Annotated in this window: 20 protein-coding genes; 4 read left to right on the forward strand and 16 right to left on the reverse strand. The window is 43.0% G+C overall.

Annotated elements, in window-relative coordinates; genetic code table 11:
- Positions 1-604: 604 nt before the first annotated feature.
- The 7 genes from HKI82_RS20040 to dusA form a co-directional block, all read right to left on the reverse strand.
- Entirely contained in the window at positions 605-1,381 is a 777-nt protein-coding gene (locus tag HKI82_RS20040) for a phosphoadenylyl-sulfate reductase (RefSeq protein ID WP_171138990.1), read from the reverse strand.
- The gene (cysI, locus tag HKI82_RS20045; protein WP_171138991.1) at positions 1,374-3,107 is read right to left on the reverse strand and encodes an assimilatory sulfite reductase (NADPH) hemoprotein subunit; all 1,734 of its coding nucleotides are present in this window, start codon (positions 3,105-3,107) and stop codon (positions 1,374-1,376) included. Before cysI ends, HKI82_RS20040 begins: the two co-directional genes overlap by 8 nt.
- Positions 3,107-4,960 carry an assimilatory sulfite reductase (NADPH) flavoprotein subunit gene (locus HKI82_RS20050; RefSeq protein ID WP_171138992.1) on the reverse strand — a complete coding sequence of 618 codons (1,854 nt, stop codon included), beginning with the start codon at positions 4,958-4,960 and terminating at the stop codon, positions 3,107-3,109. The genes cysI and HKI82_RS20050 overlap by 1 nt, the downstream gene beginning before the upstream one ends.
- A 91-nt stretch (positions 4,961-5,051) precedes the next feature.
- Positions 5,052-5,288 (reverse strand): hypothetical protein, encoded by a 237-nt coding sequence (locus HKI82_RS20055; protein WP_042490298.1) that lies wholly within the window; start codon positions 5,286-5,288, stop codon positions 5,052-5,054.
- A 141-nt stretch (positions 5,289-5,429) separates the two neighbouring features.
- On the reverse strand, positions 5,430-6,095 hold the full coding sequence (locus tag HKI82_RS20060; protein WP_171138993.1) for a TIGR04219 family outer membrane beta-barrel protein: 666 nt from the start codon (positions 6,093-6,095) through the stop codon (positions 5,430-5,432).
- Between the two features lie 85 nt (positions 6,096-6,180).
- The gene (gene pspG, locus HKI82_RS20065) at positions 6,181-6,390 is read right to left on the reverse strand and encodes an envelope stress response protein PspG (RefSeq protein WP_042490308.1); all 210 of its coding nucleotides are present in this window, start codon (positions 6,388-6,390) and stop codon (positions 6,181-6,183) included.
- A gap of 178 nt (positions 6,391-6,568) precedes the next feature.
- Positions 6,569-7,576 (reverse strand): tRNA dihydrouridine(20/20a) synthase DusA, encoded by a 1,008-nt coding sequence (gene dusA / locus HKI82_RS20070; RefSeq protein WP_171138994.1) that lies wholly within the window; start codon positions 7,574-7,576, stop codon positions 6,569-6,571.
- 400 nt (positions 7,577-7,976) lie between these two features.
- On the opposite strand from dusA, the gene zur reads away from it, so the two are divergent.
- On the forward strand, positions 7,977-8,426 hold the full coding sequence (gene zur, locus HKI82_RS20075; protein ID WP_042490291.1) for a zinc uptake transcriptional repressor Zur: 450 nt from the start codon (positions 7,977-7,979) through the stop codon (positions 8,424-8,426).
- 26 nt (positions 8,427-8,452) lie between these two features.
- On the forward strand, positions 8,453-8,914 hold the full coding sequence (locus tag HKI82_RS20080) for a chemotaxis protein CheX (RefSeq protein ID WP_042490288.1): 462 nt from the start codon (positions 8,453-8,455) through the stop codon (positions 8,912-8,914).
- Positions 8,915-9,018: 104 nt separating this feature from the next.
- Here the strand turns inward: HKI82_RS20080 and pgi are convergent, their stop codons facing one another.
- The gene (gene pgi / locus HKI82_RS20085; protein ID WP_171138997.1) at positions 9,019-10,671 is read right to left on the reverse strand and encodes a glucose-6-phosphate isomerase; all 1,653 of its coding nucleotides are present in this window, start codon (positions 10,669-10,671) and stop codon (positions 9,019-9,021) included.
- A 294-nt stretch (positions 10,672-10,965) separates the two neighbouring features.
- Between pgi and HKI82_RS20090 the strand changes: the two genes are divergently transcribed.
- Complete coding sequence (locus tag HKI82_RS20090; RefSeq protein ID WP_102943066.1) at positions 10,966-11,385, forward strand: secondary thiamine-phosphate synthase enzyme YjbQ; 420 nt, start codon at positions 10,966-10,968, stop codon at positions 11,383-11,385.
- 117 nt (positions 11,386-11,502) lie between these two features.
- On the opposite strand, the gene HKI82_RS20095 is transcribed toward HKI82_RS20090, so the two are convergent.
- Positions 11,503-12,915: a replicative DNA helicase gene (locus HKI82_RS20095; protein ID WP_102943067.1), complete on the reverse strand. Its 1,413-nt coding sequence runs from the start codon at positions 12,913-12,915 to the stop codon at positions 11,503-11,505.
- Positions 12,916-13,269: 354 nt separating this feature from the next.
- Here HKI82_RS20095 and HKI82_RS20100 point away from each other — a divergent pair, with 354 nt between their 5' ends.
- Positions 13,270-14,034, forward strand: coding sequence for a DUF481 domain-containing protein (locus HKI82_RS20100; protein WP_171138995.1), 765 nt, complete (start codon positions 13,270-13,272; stop codon positions 14,032-14,034).
- A gap of 72 nt (positions 14,035-14,106) precedes the next feature.
- Here the strand turns inward: HKI82_RS20100 and rplI are convergent, their stop codons facing one another.
- The 7 genes from rplI to HKI82_RS20135 form a co-directional block, all read right to left on the reverse strand.
- Entirely contained in the window at positions 14,107-14,556 is a 450-nt protein-coding gene (rplI, locus tag HKI82_RS20105; RefSeq protein WP_042490280.1) for a 50S ribosomal protein L9, read from the reverse strand.
- Positions 14,557-14,588: 32 nt separating this feature from the next.
- Positions 14,589-14,816, reverse strand: coding sequence for a 30S ribosomal protein S18 (gene rpsR, locus HKI82_RS20110; protein WP_042490278.1), 228 nt, complete (start codon positions 14,814-14,816; stop codon positions 14,589-14,591).
- A 15-nt stretch (positions 14,817-14,831) separates the two neighbouring features.
- On the reverse strand, positions 14,832-15,134 hold the full coding sequence (gene priB, locus HKI82_RS20115; RefSeq protein WP_102943069.1) for a primosomal replication protein N: 303 nt from the start codon (positions 15,132-15,134) through the stop codon (positions 14,832-14,834).
- An 8-nt stretch (positions 15,135-15,142) separates the two neighbouring features.
- On the reverse strand, positions 15,143-15,520 hold the full coding sequence (gene rpsF / locus HKI82_RS20120) for a 30S ribosomal protein S6 (protein WP_102943070.1): 378 nt from the start codon (positions 15,518-15,520) through the stop codon (positions 15,143-15,145).
- Between the two features lie 186 nt (positions 15,521-15,706).
- Positions 15,707-16,183, reverse strand: a complete 477-nt coding sequence (bfr, locus tag HKI82_RS20125) for a bacterioferritin (protein WP_171138996.1) — start codon at positions 16,181-16,183, stop codon at positions 15,707-15,709.
- Positions 16,184-16,288: 105 nt separating this feature from the next.
- Positions 16,289-16,477, reverse strand: coding sequence for a (2Fe-2S)-binding protein (locus HKI82_RS20130; protein WP_042490272.1), 189 nt, complete (start codon positions 16,475-16,477; stop codon positions 16,289-16,291).
- Positions 16,478-16,799: 322 nt separating this feature from the next.
- The coding region (locus HKI82_RS20135) for an EF-Tu C-terminal domain-related protein (protein ID WP_478209472.1) at positions 16,800-16,877 on the reverse strand (78 nt) is incomplete at its 5' end.

Genomic DNA, 16,877 nt, shown 5'->3' on the forward strand with positions numbered 1-16,877 from the left:
TGTTAGGCCTGCCGCCAGCGTTCAATCTGAGCCATGATCAAACTCTTCAATTTAAGATTTTGTCGGCTCAATGAATACTGAATACATTACATAGTAATGTTGAATTGACTGTGCTGAATCTTACGATTCAATTGGTCACTCAGTTCATTGAAACCTAAGTTGCTTTGTTACGAGAACAAAGACTTAACTTTGATTTTCATCAACGAGTGCCCACACAGATTGATAGGTTTAAATTGTTAAAGAGCTTTCTACCGTTCTTAGTGACTTAGGTCACTTCGGAAGAGGCGGCCATTCTAGCTGGAAATTAATTCGTGTCAAACACTTTTTTAATTTTCTTTTTTGGCCTGTTGAAGCGGCTTAGTGGCTTTCTAGCCCTTGCTGCGTCAACGAGGAGGCATTATAGGGATCCAAATCACACTGGCAAGTATTATTTTGCAAAAAATACAAAAATAATGCTTAACCGGAGAAAACATCGCCAAAGCCTTATTTATCCAACTTTACCCAAAAGTTGAATACAAGTTATCCACAGAGTTATCCTTTTGGGGTGCGTGTGTTCCTGTTACCGACATAATAAAAGCCGCTAACGCAGCTTTTATTACTAATGTTAAATTCCTTCGCCATCTACTCCACTTTTATTATCTTCATGAAGGCCACATTCTCGCTTCAAGCCGAAGAAACGAGTTTCCTCTTCTGCCATTCCAGGCTCCCATTTACGAGTTGTGTGTGTATCACCAACCGACAGGTAACCCTGTTCCCAAAGAGGATGATATGGAAGGTCATTATCTTTTAGGTAATAGTGGACATCTTTATTCGTCCAATCGATAACAGGTAGAAACTTAAACACGCCATTTTGAACCGCTAATATAGGCAACGTTGCTCTAGATTGAGATTGCTCTCGGCGCAAACCTGAAAACCAAACTCCGACAGACAGTTCTTCTAAAGCTTTGCGCATTGGCTCTACTTTATTAATACGGTTGTATTGTTCGATCCCTTCTACACCCTGCTCCCAAAGTTTACCAAAACGCGCTTCTTGCCATGCTGGCGTCAGTTCAGACTTATAGATTTGCAAATTCAGATTCAAACGCTGAGTTAACTCATCAATAAACTGATAGGTTTCTGGGAACAAGTAGCCTGTATCCGTCAAGACAACAGGCACATCAGCTTTAATACTCGATACAAGATGTAGCATTAAAGCTGCTTGAATACCGAAACTTGAAGATACTGCATGAGTGCCCGGTAAGTTTTCGAATGCCCATTCCACACGTTCTTGAGCGGTTAAGCTTTCGAGATAAGCATTAACTTCTGCAAGACGAAGTGTTTGTTCCACTTTTGTCAGAGTGAGCAGTTCTGACAAATCAGGCACAGAGACAGTATCAAGCATAAAAGTCCCTCTTAGATACAACGACCTCTTGAATGATTCCAGCTCGGATAGTGAAATCGCCAAAGCCTTCACCCGCTTCACGCTCTTTCGACCAGCGCTCCACTAGCTGATCGATCTCTTCTAAGATCTGTTGCTCAGTGATGTTTTCTTTGTACATCTTTGGAATTCGCGTACCCGCTTTGTTACCGCCTAAATGTAAGTTGTAACGACCAGGAGCTTTACCGACCAAACCAAGCTCAGCCAACATTGCTCTACCACAGCCATTTGGACAGCCTGTGACTCGCAATATAATGTTGTCTTCTTTTGGTAGATTGTGTTTTTCGAGAATACCTTCAACATCAGTAACAAAAGAAGGAAGAAAACGTTCTGCTTCTGCCATAGCTAATGGGCAAGTTGGGAACGCAACACACGCCATTGAATTCTTACGCTGCTCGCTGACAGAGTCATCCATCAAACCATGCTCACGCGCAATCTTCTCAATCAGATCTTTTTGGTCTGCAGGTACACCCGCAACAATTAAGTTCTGGTTTGCAGTCATGCGGAAGTCACCTTGGTGGATCTTGGCAATTTCAGCAACACCCGTTTTTAGAGGTTTACCTGGATAATCCAATAGACGACCGTTCTCTATAAATAGAGAAAGGTGGAACTTACCATCGATGCCTTCTACCCAACCAATACGATCGCCACGCTCAGTGAACTCATAAGGACGACTTGCTTCAAACTGAATTCCAGCGCGCTTTTCGACTTCAGCTTTAAATACATCAACACCCACACGATCTAATGTGTATTTGGTTTTCGCATTCTTACGGTTCGAACGGTTACCCCAATCACGTTGAGTTGTCACCACTGCCGCTGCTACGTCTAATGTTTTTTCTGTTGGAATATAACCTAAGTCATCCGCACGACGAGGGTAAGTAGACGTATCACCATGAGTCATGGCTAGACCGCCGCCCACCAGCACATTGAAGCCCACCAGCTTTCCATTATCAGCAATAGCGACAAAACTAAGATCGTTAGCATGTACGTCGATGTCATTATGAGGTGGAATAACAACCGTTGTTTTGAACTTACGAGGAAGATAAGTGCTTCCGAGAATAGGTTCTTCGTCCGTTGTTTCTACTTTCTCACCATCTAACCAAATTTCCGCATAAGCACGAGTTTTTGGTAGTAAATGTTCACTGATCTTCGCCGCCCACTCGTAAGCTTCTTGATGTAACTCAGATTCAACAGGGTTAGACGTACATAATACGTTTCGGTTTACGTCGCCCGCGGTAGCAATAGAATCAATACCAATGCTATTGAGTGTTTGGTGCATCAGCTTAATATTTGGTTTTAATACACCATGGAACTGGAAAGTCTGGCGAGTCGTCAAACGAATACTTCCATACATAGTGTGTTCAGTGGCAAACTTGTCTATAGCTAGCCATTGCTTAGGCTGGATAATGCCGCCAGGCATACGAGCTCGAAGCATCACATTATGTAATGGTTCCAGCTTTTGCTTAGTTCGTTCGTTGCGAATATCACGGTCGTCTTGCTGATACATACCGTGGAAACGGATGAGCTGGAAGTTATCTGCTGTGAATCCGCCAGTGATACGATCTTGCAGATCTTGCTCGATCGTTCCACGTAGGAAATTACTTTCTCTTTTTAAACGCTCGTTATCCGACAGAGGGCCAAGCACTTCGCCCAATACTTCTTGGCTGTTGTTTTCGATTTTAGTGCTCATTAATAAACATCCCTTTGGTAACGTTTCACTTTACGAAGTTCATTCAAATACTCTTCAGCCTTTTCTCGAGTCAGGCCACCTTGCTGCTCTGCAACAATAACTAGTGCTTCATGGACATCTTTCGCCATACGAGTTGCATCGCCACAGATATAGATATACGCGCCTTCTTGAAGCCACTGCCAAACCTGTTCTGCTTGCTCAAGAATGCGGTGTTGAACATACACTTTTTCATGTTGGTCTCGGCTAAACGCCACATCCAAGCGACTCAAAGCGCCTGACTTCAGATATTTCTGCCACTCTACTTGATACAAGAAATCTTGAGTGAAAGTCCGATCGCCGAAGAACAACCAGTTCTTACCTTCTGCTCCACGGTTTTCACGCTCTTGAATAAAACTGCGGAATGGAGCAATGCCAGTACCCGGACCAACCATGATGATCGGTGTAGAGTCATCTTGTGGCAGTTTGAAGTTGTTATTGTGTTCGATGAAAATTTTGACTTCATCGCCCTCTTCCAATCTGCGACCTAAGAAGCTAGAAGCACCGCCTTGGCGAACTTCTTCATCTTGTTCGTATTCAACGATACCAACAGTTAAATGAACTTCTTCATCCACTTCGGACTGACTGGATGCAATAGAATAAAGACGAGGTGTTAAACGGCGTAACAAAGAGATTAACTCTTCAGCTGAGAGCTTGGTTTGCTTCTCTTTTAATACGTCAAGAATTTGAGTGTTTGATGAATACTCACGAAGTTTATCTTTGTCTGCGACCAGAGCTTGTAGCTTTTCACTGCCCGATAGCTCAGCAAACTTAGTGATGAACTGAGGATTTGCTGCAGTGATTTCATATTTACTGACCAGAGCGCTATGAATAGAAAGACTTTCTCCATCAACATCCACACTTTCAACGCCTGATAAGCCTACCACTCCTGCCACAGCGCTTGCCAGTTCAGAACTGTTCTCATACCAAACGCCTAGGGCATCACCCGGTTGATAAGTCAAACCTGAGCCTTCTAGATCAATTTCGATATGACGAACGTCTTTTCCTGAATCGCGACCTGTGATTTTTTGGCTAGTCAGTAAGGTTGCTGTATACGGATTTTGTTTTGTGTATTGAGAGTGAGAGACTGACGTTTGACCTACTGGCAGTTGCACTACTTCAGCTTGAGTACTTGCCAACGATTCTTTGACAATTTCAATGACTTTAGCTCGCCACTCTGCTGCAGGCTGATCGTAATCAACGTCACAGTCAACTCGATCAATAAAACGTTTCGCGCCTAACTTTTCTAGGAATGCATCGAAGTCTTTACCCGTCTGGCAGAAAAACTCATAGCTGGAGTCCCCCAAACCAATCACGCCATATTCCAAATTCGGCAGCTTTGGTGCTTTCTTTGATTGTAGAAATTCATGCAACTCGAGAGCATTATCTGGCGCTTCACCTTCACCGTTGGTTGAAGCAACAAAAATAACGTGCGTCTCTTTGGCTAAGTCTTTGCCTTTGTAATCACTGGCGTCAAACAGACGAACTGCAACACCAGCAGCTTGCGCCTCATGCTCAAGCGCTTCTGCAACACCTTTTGCATTACCCGTTTGCGAAGCATAGATGATGGTTAACTGGCTATCTGGTTTAGCAACAGCAAATGCTGAAGCCTGATTAAGAGGTGAGTTCGTTGTCACTGATTGAGATTGACTTAAACCCCAAAAATAACCGCTCACCCACGCTAATTGCTGAGGTGAAAGTTGTGAAACCGTTTGTTGCAGCTGATTTAACTGCGAGTCGTTTAGCGGGCCAGTTAAACTAACCAGCTCTTTTGGTATGGTATTTCCTGAAGACATTGTCACGACTTCCTTATTCATTGCGTGACGATAGATTAACCACTCTCCTTAATAACAAGAAAGAATAGAAGAGAATGTTTTATAACTTTTTGGAAGTAAGAAGGTTAAAAACTCAATCTCTGGTTGATTCCACCCTGACTTGTTTAAAACCTACCGCCATCGCCGATTTCGATGCCAGGTCTAAATCTGCATAGTGGCATTCTTCACCGCTGGCATTTGTTAGCAGAACAAAACCACCCGCTTGATGGCGAAATTCTACTATCCACGAGCCTTCGTGAGCGGAGGGCTCTATGATCGCCTCCACCAGCATCTTCTCACGATACAAGTTTCTCAGTTCCGCGATTGTCATTCCCTATACTCTCACCTAGCTAAGTCCACTTCTTAAGCATGGCTCAATTATGATGAAGTACTAAATAACGATGAGAAATAATTTCTAACGGCAAGATGTAAAAAAGCCACGTCGTGAGTGGCTTTTTATTTTGAATCAGGGTTAAAACGTAAACTGAGCGCCAAGAAACCAACCGTCTGCGAACACATAAGACATTTTGTTGTTCGGGGAAGCGGTCGCTAAATCGGTGAATTCAAGGTCAATCACTCGATAGCCACCTCGGAAAGAGAGATCGCCCTCAGCTAAAGGCACAACATACTGAACACCAGCAATCACATCCGAACTCTTTATTCCGTCACTATTGCCAAACTCAAATTGACCAATGATGTCGAAATTGGTTTCCGGAACGGAAATTTCAGCACTTGCGTACCAGTTAAACGTCAGATCATCGAACGAGTACTTCTGGCCATCAGTTGCTTTATATTCACTGTTCGCATACTGGGTCATCGAAATACCCGCATCGAACGTCATCAAATCACGCTCTAAAATATTGTAATAGAAGGTGTAGTCGAATTTATCGTAAGAAGCATAATCGGCATCCAGATTGGTATACCGAACACTAACATTAGGTAAATACGGTAACTGATGCTCGAATGCTAAATTCAAGACAGGAGAGTTCGCGTCATCACGACGTGTATTATCAATTTTAGTACTTGGTAACCACATATCAGCGGCAACGTTCACCCCAACAGGCGAGTTGGCACACCAAACAGGAGCCGAGCCTATCATGAGTAGAGAAGTAAATACGGCTACGATAGGTTTGTTCATCCTATGTTTGCTCCAAAAATTTTCACTAACGAATAAACGTGATACTAGCATATTCCCTATGCGGGAAAACGCATATTCATAAGAATTAGCGTGGTGCTTTATCTCCCTGACGAAAAATCCACACAATCACTGCAATCGCCAATATCCAAGGCAGGAGTTTAATCGCCATGCCAAACATACCGAGCACCAGCATCACTAATAAAGACAGGCCAATCGCGGCAAACACACTCATAAGAGTTAGCCCTGTCACCAGCAATGTCGCCACAAAAACCAATATAAAGATAATCTCGAACATCATTCACTCTCCTGTTAGCTATGCTTTTTTCATCATGCTGCAGAAGTATTAGCAGTATTCATTCCAAGTTTATAATGGTTCTAATCAACTGAATTTAAACAATAAAAAAGCCAACACATCAAAGATTGTTGGCTCTCAATAAAATTTAGAGGTAAAAATCACTAACTAGTGGTGAGATTTACACACCCAAATCTTGGTATGGGATTTTGGCTAAAGCGGCTTCAACAACTTCAATACCCGCCCCTGCCTTGTGTGCATTTTCACTGATGTGACGGCGCCATTGACGCGCACCCGGCATATTTTGGAACATACCAAGCATGTGGCGAGTAATGTGACCAAGATAAGCGCCTTGTGATAATTGCTGCTCAATGTATGGGAACATTTCAAAAATCACTTCAGAACGTTTCTTAACTGGTGCATCTAAACCGAATATCTGTTGATCAACTTCAGCCAGAATATAAGGACTTTGGTACGCTTCGCGCCCAATCATTACGCCGTCTAAATGAGCTAGATGCAGTTTCGCTTCTTCCAGACTTTTCACACCGCCATTGATAGCGATGTTTAAGTGAGAGAAATCTTTCTTGATTTGATATGCGCGGTTGTAATCCAACGGTGGAATTTCGCGGTTCTCTTTCGGACTCAATCCACTCAGCCAAGCTTTACGAGCATGAATCGTAAACTGCTCACAGCCACCTTTCTCTGACACTATAGAGATGAAATCTGTCAGGAACTCATACGAATCTTGATCATCTATGCCAATGCGTGTTTTTACCGTCACAGGTACATCAACGACCTCTTTCATCGCAGCAACACAATCTGCAACCAACTGAGGTTCAGCCATTAAGCACGCACCGAAGCGACCATTCTGAACACGGTCTGACGGGCAGCCTACATTGAGGTTAATTTCATCATAGCCGCGCTCTTGAGCCAGCTTTGCACAATGGGCAAGATCAACTGGGTTTGAACCACCGAGTTGCAGCGCTACTGGATGTTCTTCTTGGTTATACGCAAGAAAATCACCTTTCCCGTGAATAATCGCACCGGTAGTCACCATTTCGGTATACAACAGAGTTTGCGATGTCATGAGTCGGTGGAAGTAACGACAATGGCGATCCGTCCAATCGAGCATAGGAGCGACTGAAAGGCGGTTAGCTTTATATGTTGAAGTGTCTTTAGCAATAGTCATGATTTATATCGAGTTCAGATACCGTGATGAAATACTTCGCTAGCAGAAGTTAGTTGCCAGCACAGTCAAAAATAGAACGAATTTATACGCTTACATTAATGACCGAAGATAGCGTGCAAAACGGTTCCTTCGCTTTACATCTCAGAGAGCGGCGATTATACACACAGAGCTGAGAAATTCATAAAAAAGCTAGCTAACGCTCTCGATGTAGCGTCTGAAAAGTGCAAATTATGTCAACGAGCTCAACGAACAGTTGTTATATAGTATCGTTTTTTGGCGATATAAGGTAAGTTACCGCTAATTCGTTTTTATCGATACGCCATGTTCTTCGAGCGTCATTATTTTAAGAATGCGCTTTATTCACTAAGAAATGGTATATCATTACTAAAGTCCAAAGATTATGGTGATAGAATTGGACACAAAGCTAACTAAGCAAGTAGAAGAAATTTGTGCAGCACGAGGAGTCAGACTGACCTCTCAACGTAAGCGTGTGTTTGAGCTTATTTGTGCAAGTGAAAAAGCGTCAAGTGCTTATGAATTGCTGGACGACTTAAAAAAGAGTGAACCTCAGGCTAAGCCACCAACGGTCTATCGAGCGTTAGACTTCTTAATGGAGCAAGGCTTTATCCATAGAGTGGAATCCACAAACAGTTTTATTTCTTGCTGCTCTTGCAATGCACATAAGCATTTTTCACAACTATTAATTTGTGACCAGTGTGGTAATGTCGTAGAGCTACAAGATGATAATCTGATTGCCCAGCTGGCGAAGAATGCTGAGCAACACGGTTTTACCATTAGCAACCAAGTGATCGAATCACATGGTGTGTGTAAGACCTGTTCCTCGAAATAATTTTTTGATTCAGATAGAAGAAGGTTATGCGCGCTGAATTTGTAAACCCGTTTCTAGCGTCCTTAATGAACGTTTTAAAAACGATGGCTTCATTAGAGTTGAAGCCTCAAAAGCCTCGTCTAAAGAAAGATGAGATTGCCCGTGGAGATGTCTCGGGGCTAATTGGCATGGTCGGCAGTCAAACGCGTGGCTCAATGTCTATTACATTTGATGAAAACCTAGCATTAGAAATCATGCAGAATATGTTGGGTGAGAGGCCAAATGGCCTAAATGAAGAAGTTACCGATATGGTTGGTGAAATTACCAACATGGTCACAGGTGGCGCTAAACGAATTCTGGCTGAAAGCGGCTTCGATTTCGATATGGCAACACCAGTGGTTGTTTCTGGTAAAGGGCATACGATTCGTCACAAATGTGAAGGCTCGATCATTATCATGCCGTTCTCTTCACAATGGGGTAATGCTTTCATCGAAATCTGTTTCGAGTAGCGAGCACTCAACATCCCGTTCCATTGAACGAAAAAAGGCTGATGTAAAATACATCAGCCTTTTTGCATTCTAAAGCCCATGTAAAATACGGGCTCTGTCCAGACTTAGCTACGCAGTGCTTTGAATGCGTTAATCAGACCGTTAGTTGAGCTGTCATGTGAAGTGATTTCAGATGCATCAGCCAACTCAGGCAGAATTTGGTTTGCTAGTTGCTTACCAAGTTCTACACCCCATTGGTCAAATGTAAAGATGTTCCAGATGATGCCTTGAACGAAAATTTTATGTTCGTACATTGCAATCAGGTTACCTAGTGAACGAGGCGTAATTTGCTTAACCAGAATAGAGTTGGTTGGGCGGTTACCTTCGAATACTTTGAAAGGAACAAGCTTCGCTACTTCTTCTGCATTCATACCTGATTTTTCAAGCTCAGCTTTTACAGTTTCAGCCGATTTACCAAACGCTAACGCTTCAGTTTGAGCGAAGAAGTTAGACATCAGTTTTTGGTGATGATCGCTGGTTGGGTTGTGAGTCACTGCTGGAGCAATGAAGTCACAAGGGATCATCTTAGTACCTTGGTGGATCAACTGATAGAAAGCGTGTTGACCGTTAGTACCAGGCTCACCCCAAATAATTGGGCCAGTTTGGTATGTGACTGGGTTACCGTCACGATCTGTATATTTACCGTTTGATTCCATGTTGCCTTGTTGGAAGTAAGCAGCAAAACGGTGCATGTATTGATCGTATGGAAGAATCGCTTCTGATTCCGCGCCGTGGAAGTTGTTGTACCAAATACCAATCAACGCCAAGATCACTGGAATGTTGCTTTCAAATGAGGTTTCAACGAAGTGGTTATCCATTTCGTGAGCACCTGTTAGAAGCTCAACGAAGTTCTCGTAACCGATTGAAAGAATAATAGACAGACCGATAGCAGACCATAGTGAGTAACGGCCACCAACCCAATCCCAGAAACCAAACATGTTGTCAGTATCAATACCAAACTCTGAAACAGCACCAGCGTTAGTAGAAAGAGCCGCAAAGTGCTTAGCTACATGAGCTTCATCACCAGCCGATTTCAAGAACCAGTCACGAGCAGAGTGCGCGTTAGTCATTGTCTCTTGAGTAGTGAAAGTCTTAGATGCAACTAGGAATAGTGTTGTTTCTGGGTTCACTTTTTTCAACGTTTCAGCGATATGAGTACCGTCAACGTTAGAAACAAAATGCATAGTCAGATGATTTTTGTATGGCGTTAGAGCTTCAGTCACCATGTATGGACCTAAGTCTGAACCACCGATACCGATGTTAACAACATCAGTAATTGCCTTACCTGTGTAACCTTTCCATTCACCACCAATAACGCGTTCAGAGAAAGCTTTCATCTTTTCAAGTACAGCATTTACTTCTGGCATTACATCTTTACCGTAAGCCAAAACTGGCTTGTTGCTACGGTTACGTAAAGCAGTGTGAAGTACTGCACGGCCTTCAGTTTGGTTAATAGCTTCGCCACTGAACATCGCTTGAATCGCGCCTTTTACGTCAGTTTCTTCAGCTAATGCAAACAGGTGCTTCATCGTTTCTTCGTTTACAAGGTTCTTTGAATAGTCGACAAGAATGTCGCTACCAAATTTTGCTGAATACTTCGCGAAGCGCTCACTATCTTCTGCGAACAAAGATTTAAGGTTCATGCCTTGCACTGACTCAAAATGCGCAGTCAGAGCTTTCCAAGCTTGAGTTTGCGTTGGATTGATGTTTTTCAACATGGTATCTATCCCGATATGACTGTAGGTTTTGTTCAAACAATCTTAGCCCCTCTTCATCGATGAAGCACAGGTGATTGTTCGACCCCCGATTAATAAAAATAAAAAGTAAAAATGCTACCAACAAGAGTAGCAAAAAATGTAATTAATTTTCAGTACATAATTATGACTCAACCTTTAATCACTCGCTTTGAGTTAAGTCAGTAAAGGGCCGCCACTAACGCCATAATTATTATCGTAAGGCGCTCACCATAACGCTAAACTATCTGTTTGCCAATTAGATTATGGAACTCGGAAATGTGGACACAAACTCATATTCATTTGCCTTCATACCCTAGAGGTTTTCATTTAATAACCGACGAGGTTGAACGTCAGTTACCAGATTTGAAGAAAGTTTCAGTTGGCATTGTGCATCTATTCATTCAGCACACCTCTGCAAGTTTAACCATCAACGAAAATGCGGATCCGACCGTACGTTCCGATATGGAGCAGCACTTTAATCATTTTGTTCCAGAAAGAGCACCATACTACGTGCACACATACGAGGGTGATGATGATATGCCAGCACATATTAAAGCATCGCTACTGGGGTCAAGTATCACAATCCCAGTTTCAAATGGGCGGCTGACATTAGGAACTTGGCAGGGAATCTATCTTGGAGAACATCGTAACCACGGTGGCAAAAGAAGAGTGATAGCTACCATTCAGGGCGAATAAACAAAAACAGCAGGTTGATTAACCTGCTGTTTTCTATTGCCAATAAGTGATAACTAATTAATCGGGGCGAATGAGTGAAACCAACACCCCTAGAGTTTCAAACAGGCAAGATGATGATTATTCGTTGTCGAAATCGAATGCAGGTCCCGCATAGTTATCAAATCGCGAATACTGGCCTTGGAATGTCAGACGTACCGAACCGATAGGGCCGTTACGCTGTTTACCGATAATGATTTCAGCGGTGCCTTTCAAAGCACTATCTGGGTGGTAAACCTCATCACGATAAATGAACATGATTAAGTCCGCATCCTGCTCGATGGAGCCCGATTCACGCAAGTCCGAGTTAACCGGACGCTTATCAGCACGTTGTTCGAGAGAGCGGTTAAGCTGAGAAAGTGCCACCACAGGGACATTTAGTTCTTTTGCCAATGCTTTCAGTGAGCGCGAAATTTCCGCGATTTCTAAAGTACGGTTATCAGACAAAGCAGGTACACGCATTAACTGCAGGTAGTCGACCATGATAAGTGACAGACCACCACGTTCACGGGCAATACGTCTTGCTCGCGAACGCACTTCAGTCGGCGTCAGACCTGAGCTGTCGTCGATGTACATGTTTTTCTTCTCCATCAAAATACCCATGGTAGAAGAAATACGCGCCCAATCCTCATCATCCAATTGACCTGTACGGATTTTGGTTTGGTCAACGCGAGAAAGAGACGCGAGCATACGCATCATGATCTGTTCGGCAGGCATCTCTAGAGAGAAGATCAAAACAGGCTTGTCTTGCTCCATCGCTGCGTTTTCACATAAGTTCATCGCAAAGGTCGTTTTACCCATAGATGGACGAGCCGCAACAATAACCAAGTCTGAACCTTGAAGACCCGCTGTTTTCTTGTTTAGGTCGGTAAAACCAGTGTTTACACCTGTAACACCGTCTTGTGGGCTCTTATAAAGCAGTTCGATTCGCTCTAGAGTCTTCTCAAGAATGTTATCGACGTTCTGAGGACCCTCATTTTCGTTGGTACGAGCTTCTGCAATCGCGAAAACTTTACTTTCAGCTAAGTCCAATAAATCTTCTGAACTTCGGCCTTGAGGATCATAACCTGCATCTGCAATCTCATTCGCAACACCAATCAGATTACGAACCAGAGCGCGTTCTGCCACGATTTCAGCGTAGGCATTAATGTTCGCCGCACTCGGTGTGTTCTTAGCGAGATCGGCTAAATAAGCAAAACCACCAACATCTTCAAGTTGCTCACGCTGCTCTAAGTATTCTGAAAGCGTAATCAGATCGAGAGGCTTACCAGCCTCAAGAATGGATTTTACTGCTTCGAAAATATGTCGGTGCGGGCGGCTGTAAAAGTCAGACGACACAACACGCTCAGAAACGGTATCCCAACGTTCATTATCCAGAAGCAGACCACCGATAACCGACTGTTCAGCTTCCAATGAATGAGGTGGAACTTTGATAGCATCAACTTGTGCATCTGCAGTTTTACGATATCGATTCTCTGTACGGGGTTCTGCCATTATCTTACTCAATAATTCTGGGGCCGGATTTGGCCTTAAGAGGTGAATTGCCTTAGAGCTATACCCTAAATTGCCGTTTATTATACCCAAGTCCCTTCAATATGCGAGAGCGTGGACAAATGCGCATAAAAACAGAGACAGTGACAGCATTTGTATTGCTGTCATATGCAATAAAAGCAGTCACTTCCCATTAGCACTTGGGTACATTCCATCTTCTATTGGAGGATTTTTCCTAATCTCACAGCCAAACCTCTACTTTCAATATGCTTTGGTGCAGAATTAACGTTAATCTGACTAAAGAGCCATCAGCTGCATTTATGATTTGCGGCCTATTATGATTCACCGAGGTACTCTGTGTCCAAACTGTGGCTTCTCAGTATTAGCTTGCTAGCGTTCAATGCAGCTTGTGCAACGGAAGATGCGAACAAAGATAAGGACATTGAAGTACCCTCCCCATGGGATACCCAAGTTGAGTTTGGCTATCAAGCTCACTCAGGCAACACCACATCTGAAGCTCTGAACTCGCGCTTAAAATCGGAATACACATCGGGTCGCTACCGAACTACCGGCGACTGGAAATTCTATCGCCTTGAAAAAAATGGCAAAGAGACGAAGCGACAATCCACTTATTCACTACAAAGTGACTATAAGCTGGGTTCAGATACTTATCTTTACAGTAGCTTCAAAGGCATGGACTCTCAGTACACTGCCTATTTCAAAGACTTCACAGTGTCCGGAGGTTTGGGTTATCAGGTTGCAAACAGTGAAGCCTTGCTGCTTGAAGTCGAGCTAGGGCCGGGTTATCGATATCAGGAACCAAACTTAGATGAGATCGATGATGATGACATTGTGTTTCCTGATGTGGTTCAGGAACCGATCTTCCGCACCAACGTTCGTGGTAACTGGCAAGTGTTGGATAACCTGAAGTTCGGTATCGACATCACTCATATCACAGGTAAAAGTAACACCATGTGGGACAGTGATATCAGCATCACCAACAATATCACTGAAGACATCGCATTAAAGCTTAGCCAGTCTCGTCAGTATCACGATAAAGTGCCAGAAGGCTTAAGCAAAGCGGACAGTATTTTTTCGATCAACTTGCTGTTTATCTTTTAGTAAAACATCGTAAATTTCAGGCATAAAAAAACACCAGCCGAGGCTGGTGTTTTTAAACTTGCGTAAACTGAATTACTCAGCAACAACTTGTAGTTTAACTTCAGCAAAAACTTCAGAGTGAAGTTGAACGCTGATTTCGAACTCACCAGTGTTACGTAGAGCGCCTTCAGGTAGACGAACTTCGCTCTTAGTTACTGCAACGCCAGCCGCTGTAATAGCGTCAGCGATATCGCGAGTACCGATAGAACCGAATAGTTTACCTTCGTCACCAGCTTTAGAAGCGATAACAACAGCTTCTAGTGCGTTAACTTGGTCAGCACGAGCTTGAGCAGCAGCTAGTTGCTCAGCAACTTTAGCTTCTAGCTCAGCACGACGGCCTTCAAACATTTCAACGTTAGCTTTAGTTGCCATAACAGCCTTACCTTGAGGGATAAGGAAGTTACGAGCGTAACCAGATTTAACGTTTACAGTATCGCCAAGACCACCTAGGTTACCGATTTTATCAAGTAGAATAACTTGCATTGCTTAATCCTCTTTCTAATAAACGGTGCCGATTACTGATGTTTGTCAGTGTATGGCAGAATAGCTAGGTAGCGAGCACGTTTGATTGCGCGAGCTAGCTGACGCTGGTATTTAGCGCTAGTACCAGTGATACGGCTAGGTACGATTTTGCCAGCTTCAGTGATGTAGTTTTTAAGAGTTGCTACATCTTTGTAGTCAATCTCTTGTACGCCTTCTGCAGTAAAACGGCAGAATTTACGACGACGGAAGAAACGAGCCATGGGCTATCTCCTGATCTAAATTTGAATAATGTTGTCGGCGTGTAGTACTAATTTCCCCAAGCCATTTCGGCCGGTTTGATAAGCGACAAAGCCACTTACCTGAATACTACTGCCTTGTACTAAGTCTTGAGTTAAGATTTTTGACCTCTGCCCACTCACTACCACCGGAATTCGACAATAAACTTGTCGCGGGAAGTCAGCTTCAACCACCGTAGAGCGATGCTCTAGCCAAAAATGACAGTGTTCAACACCCGATGGACTTTGGCTTCGAATCGGAGGTTTAGCGACTGAGCCACTTAACTCCATTCGATTGGTCATAAATTCAATTACTCAGCAGCTTCTTCTGAACGGTCTTCAAACTGTTCGCGACGAGGAGCACGCTCTTCTTTCGCTTTTAGCATGATTGAAGGTTCAGTGATCGCTGATTTAGTACGCATAATCATGTTACGTAGAACTGCATCGTTGAAACGGAAAGCAGTTTCTAGCTCATCAATCACAGCTTGGTCAGCTTCAACGTTCATTAGAACGTAGTGAGCTTTGTGTAGCTTGTTGATTGGGTAAGCCATTTGACGACGACCCCAATCTTCTAGACGGTGGATTTTACCGCCAGTTTCAGTGATAGAACCAGTGTAACGCTCGATCATGCCAGCAACTTGCTCGCTTTGATCAGGGTGCACCATGAATACGATTTCGTAATGACGCATTTATTGCTCCTTACGGATTATTAGCTTCCAAAGTTGGCCCGGTCATCCACAGGAAGCAAGGAACTAATGATAATTGACCGAGAATAAAGGAGCACGAATAGTACAGAATGTCAGCAGTGTTAGCAAGGGAAATTATTGGGGGAAATAAGAGCTGGTGAACTTAAATGATCACCAGCTTTAGAAAGGTTAATCTTCGTCGACAAATTGAGCTTGAAGATAGTTTTCAATACCTGTTTTTTCAATCAAACCGAGCTGGGTTTCGAGCCAGTCAACATGTTCTTCTTCATCTTCCAGAATATCTAGAAAAAGATCGCGAGACACATAATCACGAATGTCTTCAGCATACGCTATTGCGTCCTTCAAATCTGGAATCGCAGCCATCTCTAGCTTGAGATCGCATTCGAGCATTTCTTTGGTATCTTCACCTATCATCAACTTACCGAGGTCTTGTAGGTTTGGTAAACCTTCCAAAAACAAAATCCGTTCGATTAGGTGATCTGCGTGTTTCATTTCATCAATAGATTCATGGTACTCCTTGTCAGCAAGATGCTTTAAGCCCCAATCTTTGTACATACGCGCATGCAAAAAGTATTGGTTGATAGCAACCAGCTCGTTACCAAGAATTTGATTGAGATGTTGGATTATTATTGGATCGCCTTTCATGACAAAGCCCTCCTCTTTGGCTCTTTTAACTTTAGAACCAATTAAGGGAGTGTCAAAAAAGTCGCACAATTTAGTCGTTCTTTATATCGACTAAATTGATCGTCGCTAACTCGCTTGTTGCAGCTGAATAACCTCTACTTCACTTAATATTTCTTTTGCCTGACGTACACACTTACCACACTGAGAGCCCAGTGGTGTGCATTGTCTGATCCCACGGATATCAGTAATACCTTGCTCAATAGCAAGCTTCTTTATTTTCTTATCAGAAATACCGTGACACAAACAAACGTACATACTGCAACCTTATTAACGACCTTTGTTCGAAATATAAAAAAGAATCGTTATTATTACCAGTAAGTTTTATCCGTTATTCAGATCGATTAGTTATAAAAAAGCAGAGAATTCGGACTGAAAAACACTTAGGTCAACCACCATAAAGAATTTAGAAATTAAGCGACTGTTTTTATGAAGGTTATGGATAGATGTGTGAATAGATATAGATAAAATCTTTATAACTAAAGCAGATTATTGAGTTAAAACAGGTATGCAATGAAAAAGCAAAAGGGAAGCCAAAGCTTCCCTTTTTAGTTGCGAGGTTCGCAGTAAAATTTCGCGATTAAGCGAAGATTTTAGCTACAACACCAGCACCAACTGTACGGCCACCTTCGCGGATCGCGAAACGTAGACCTTCATC

The organism is Vibrio plantisponsor, from assembly GCF_013041605.1.
GTDB lineage: Bacteria > Pseudomonadota > Gammaproteobacteria > Enterobacterales > Vibrionaceae > Vibrio > Vibrio plantisponsor.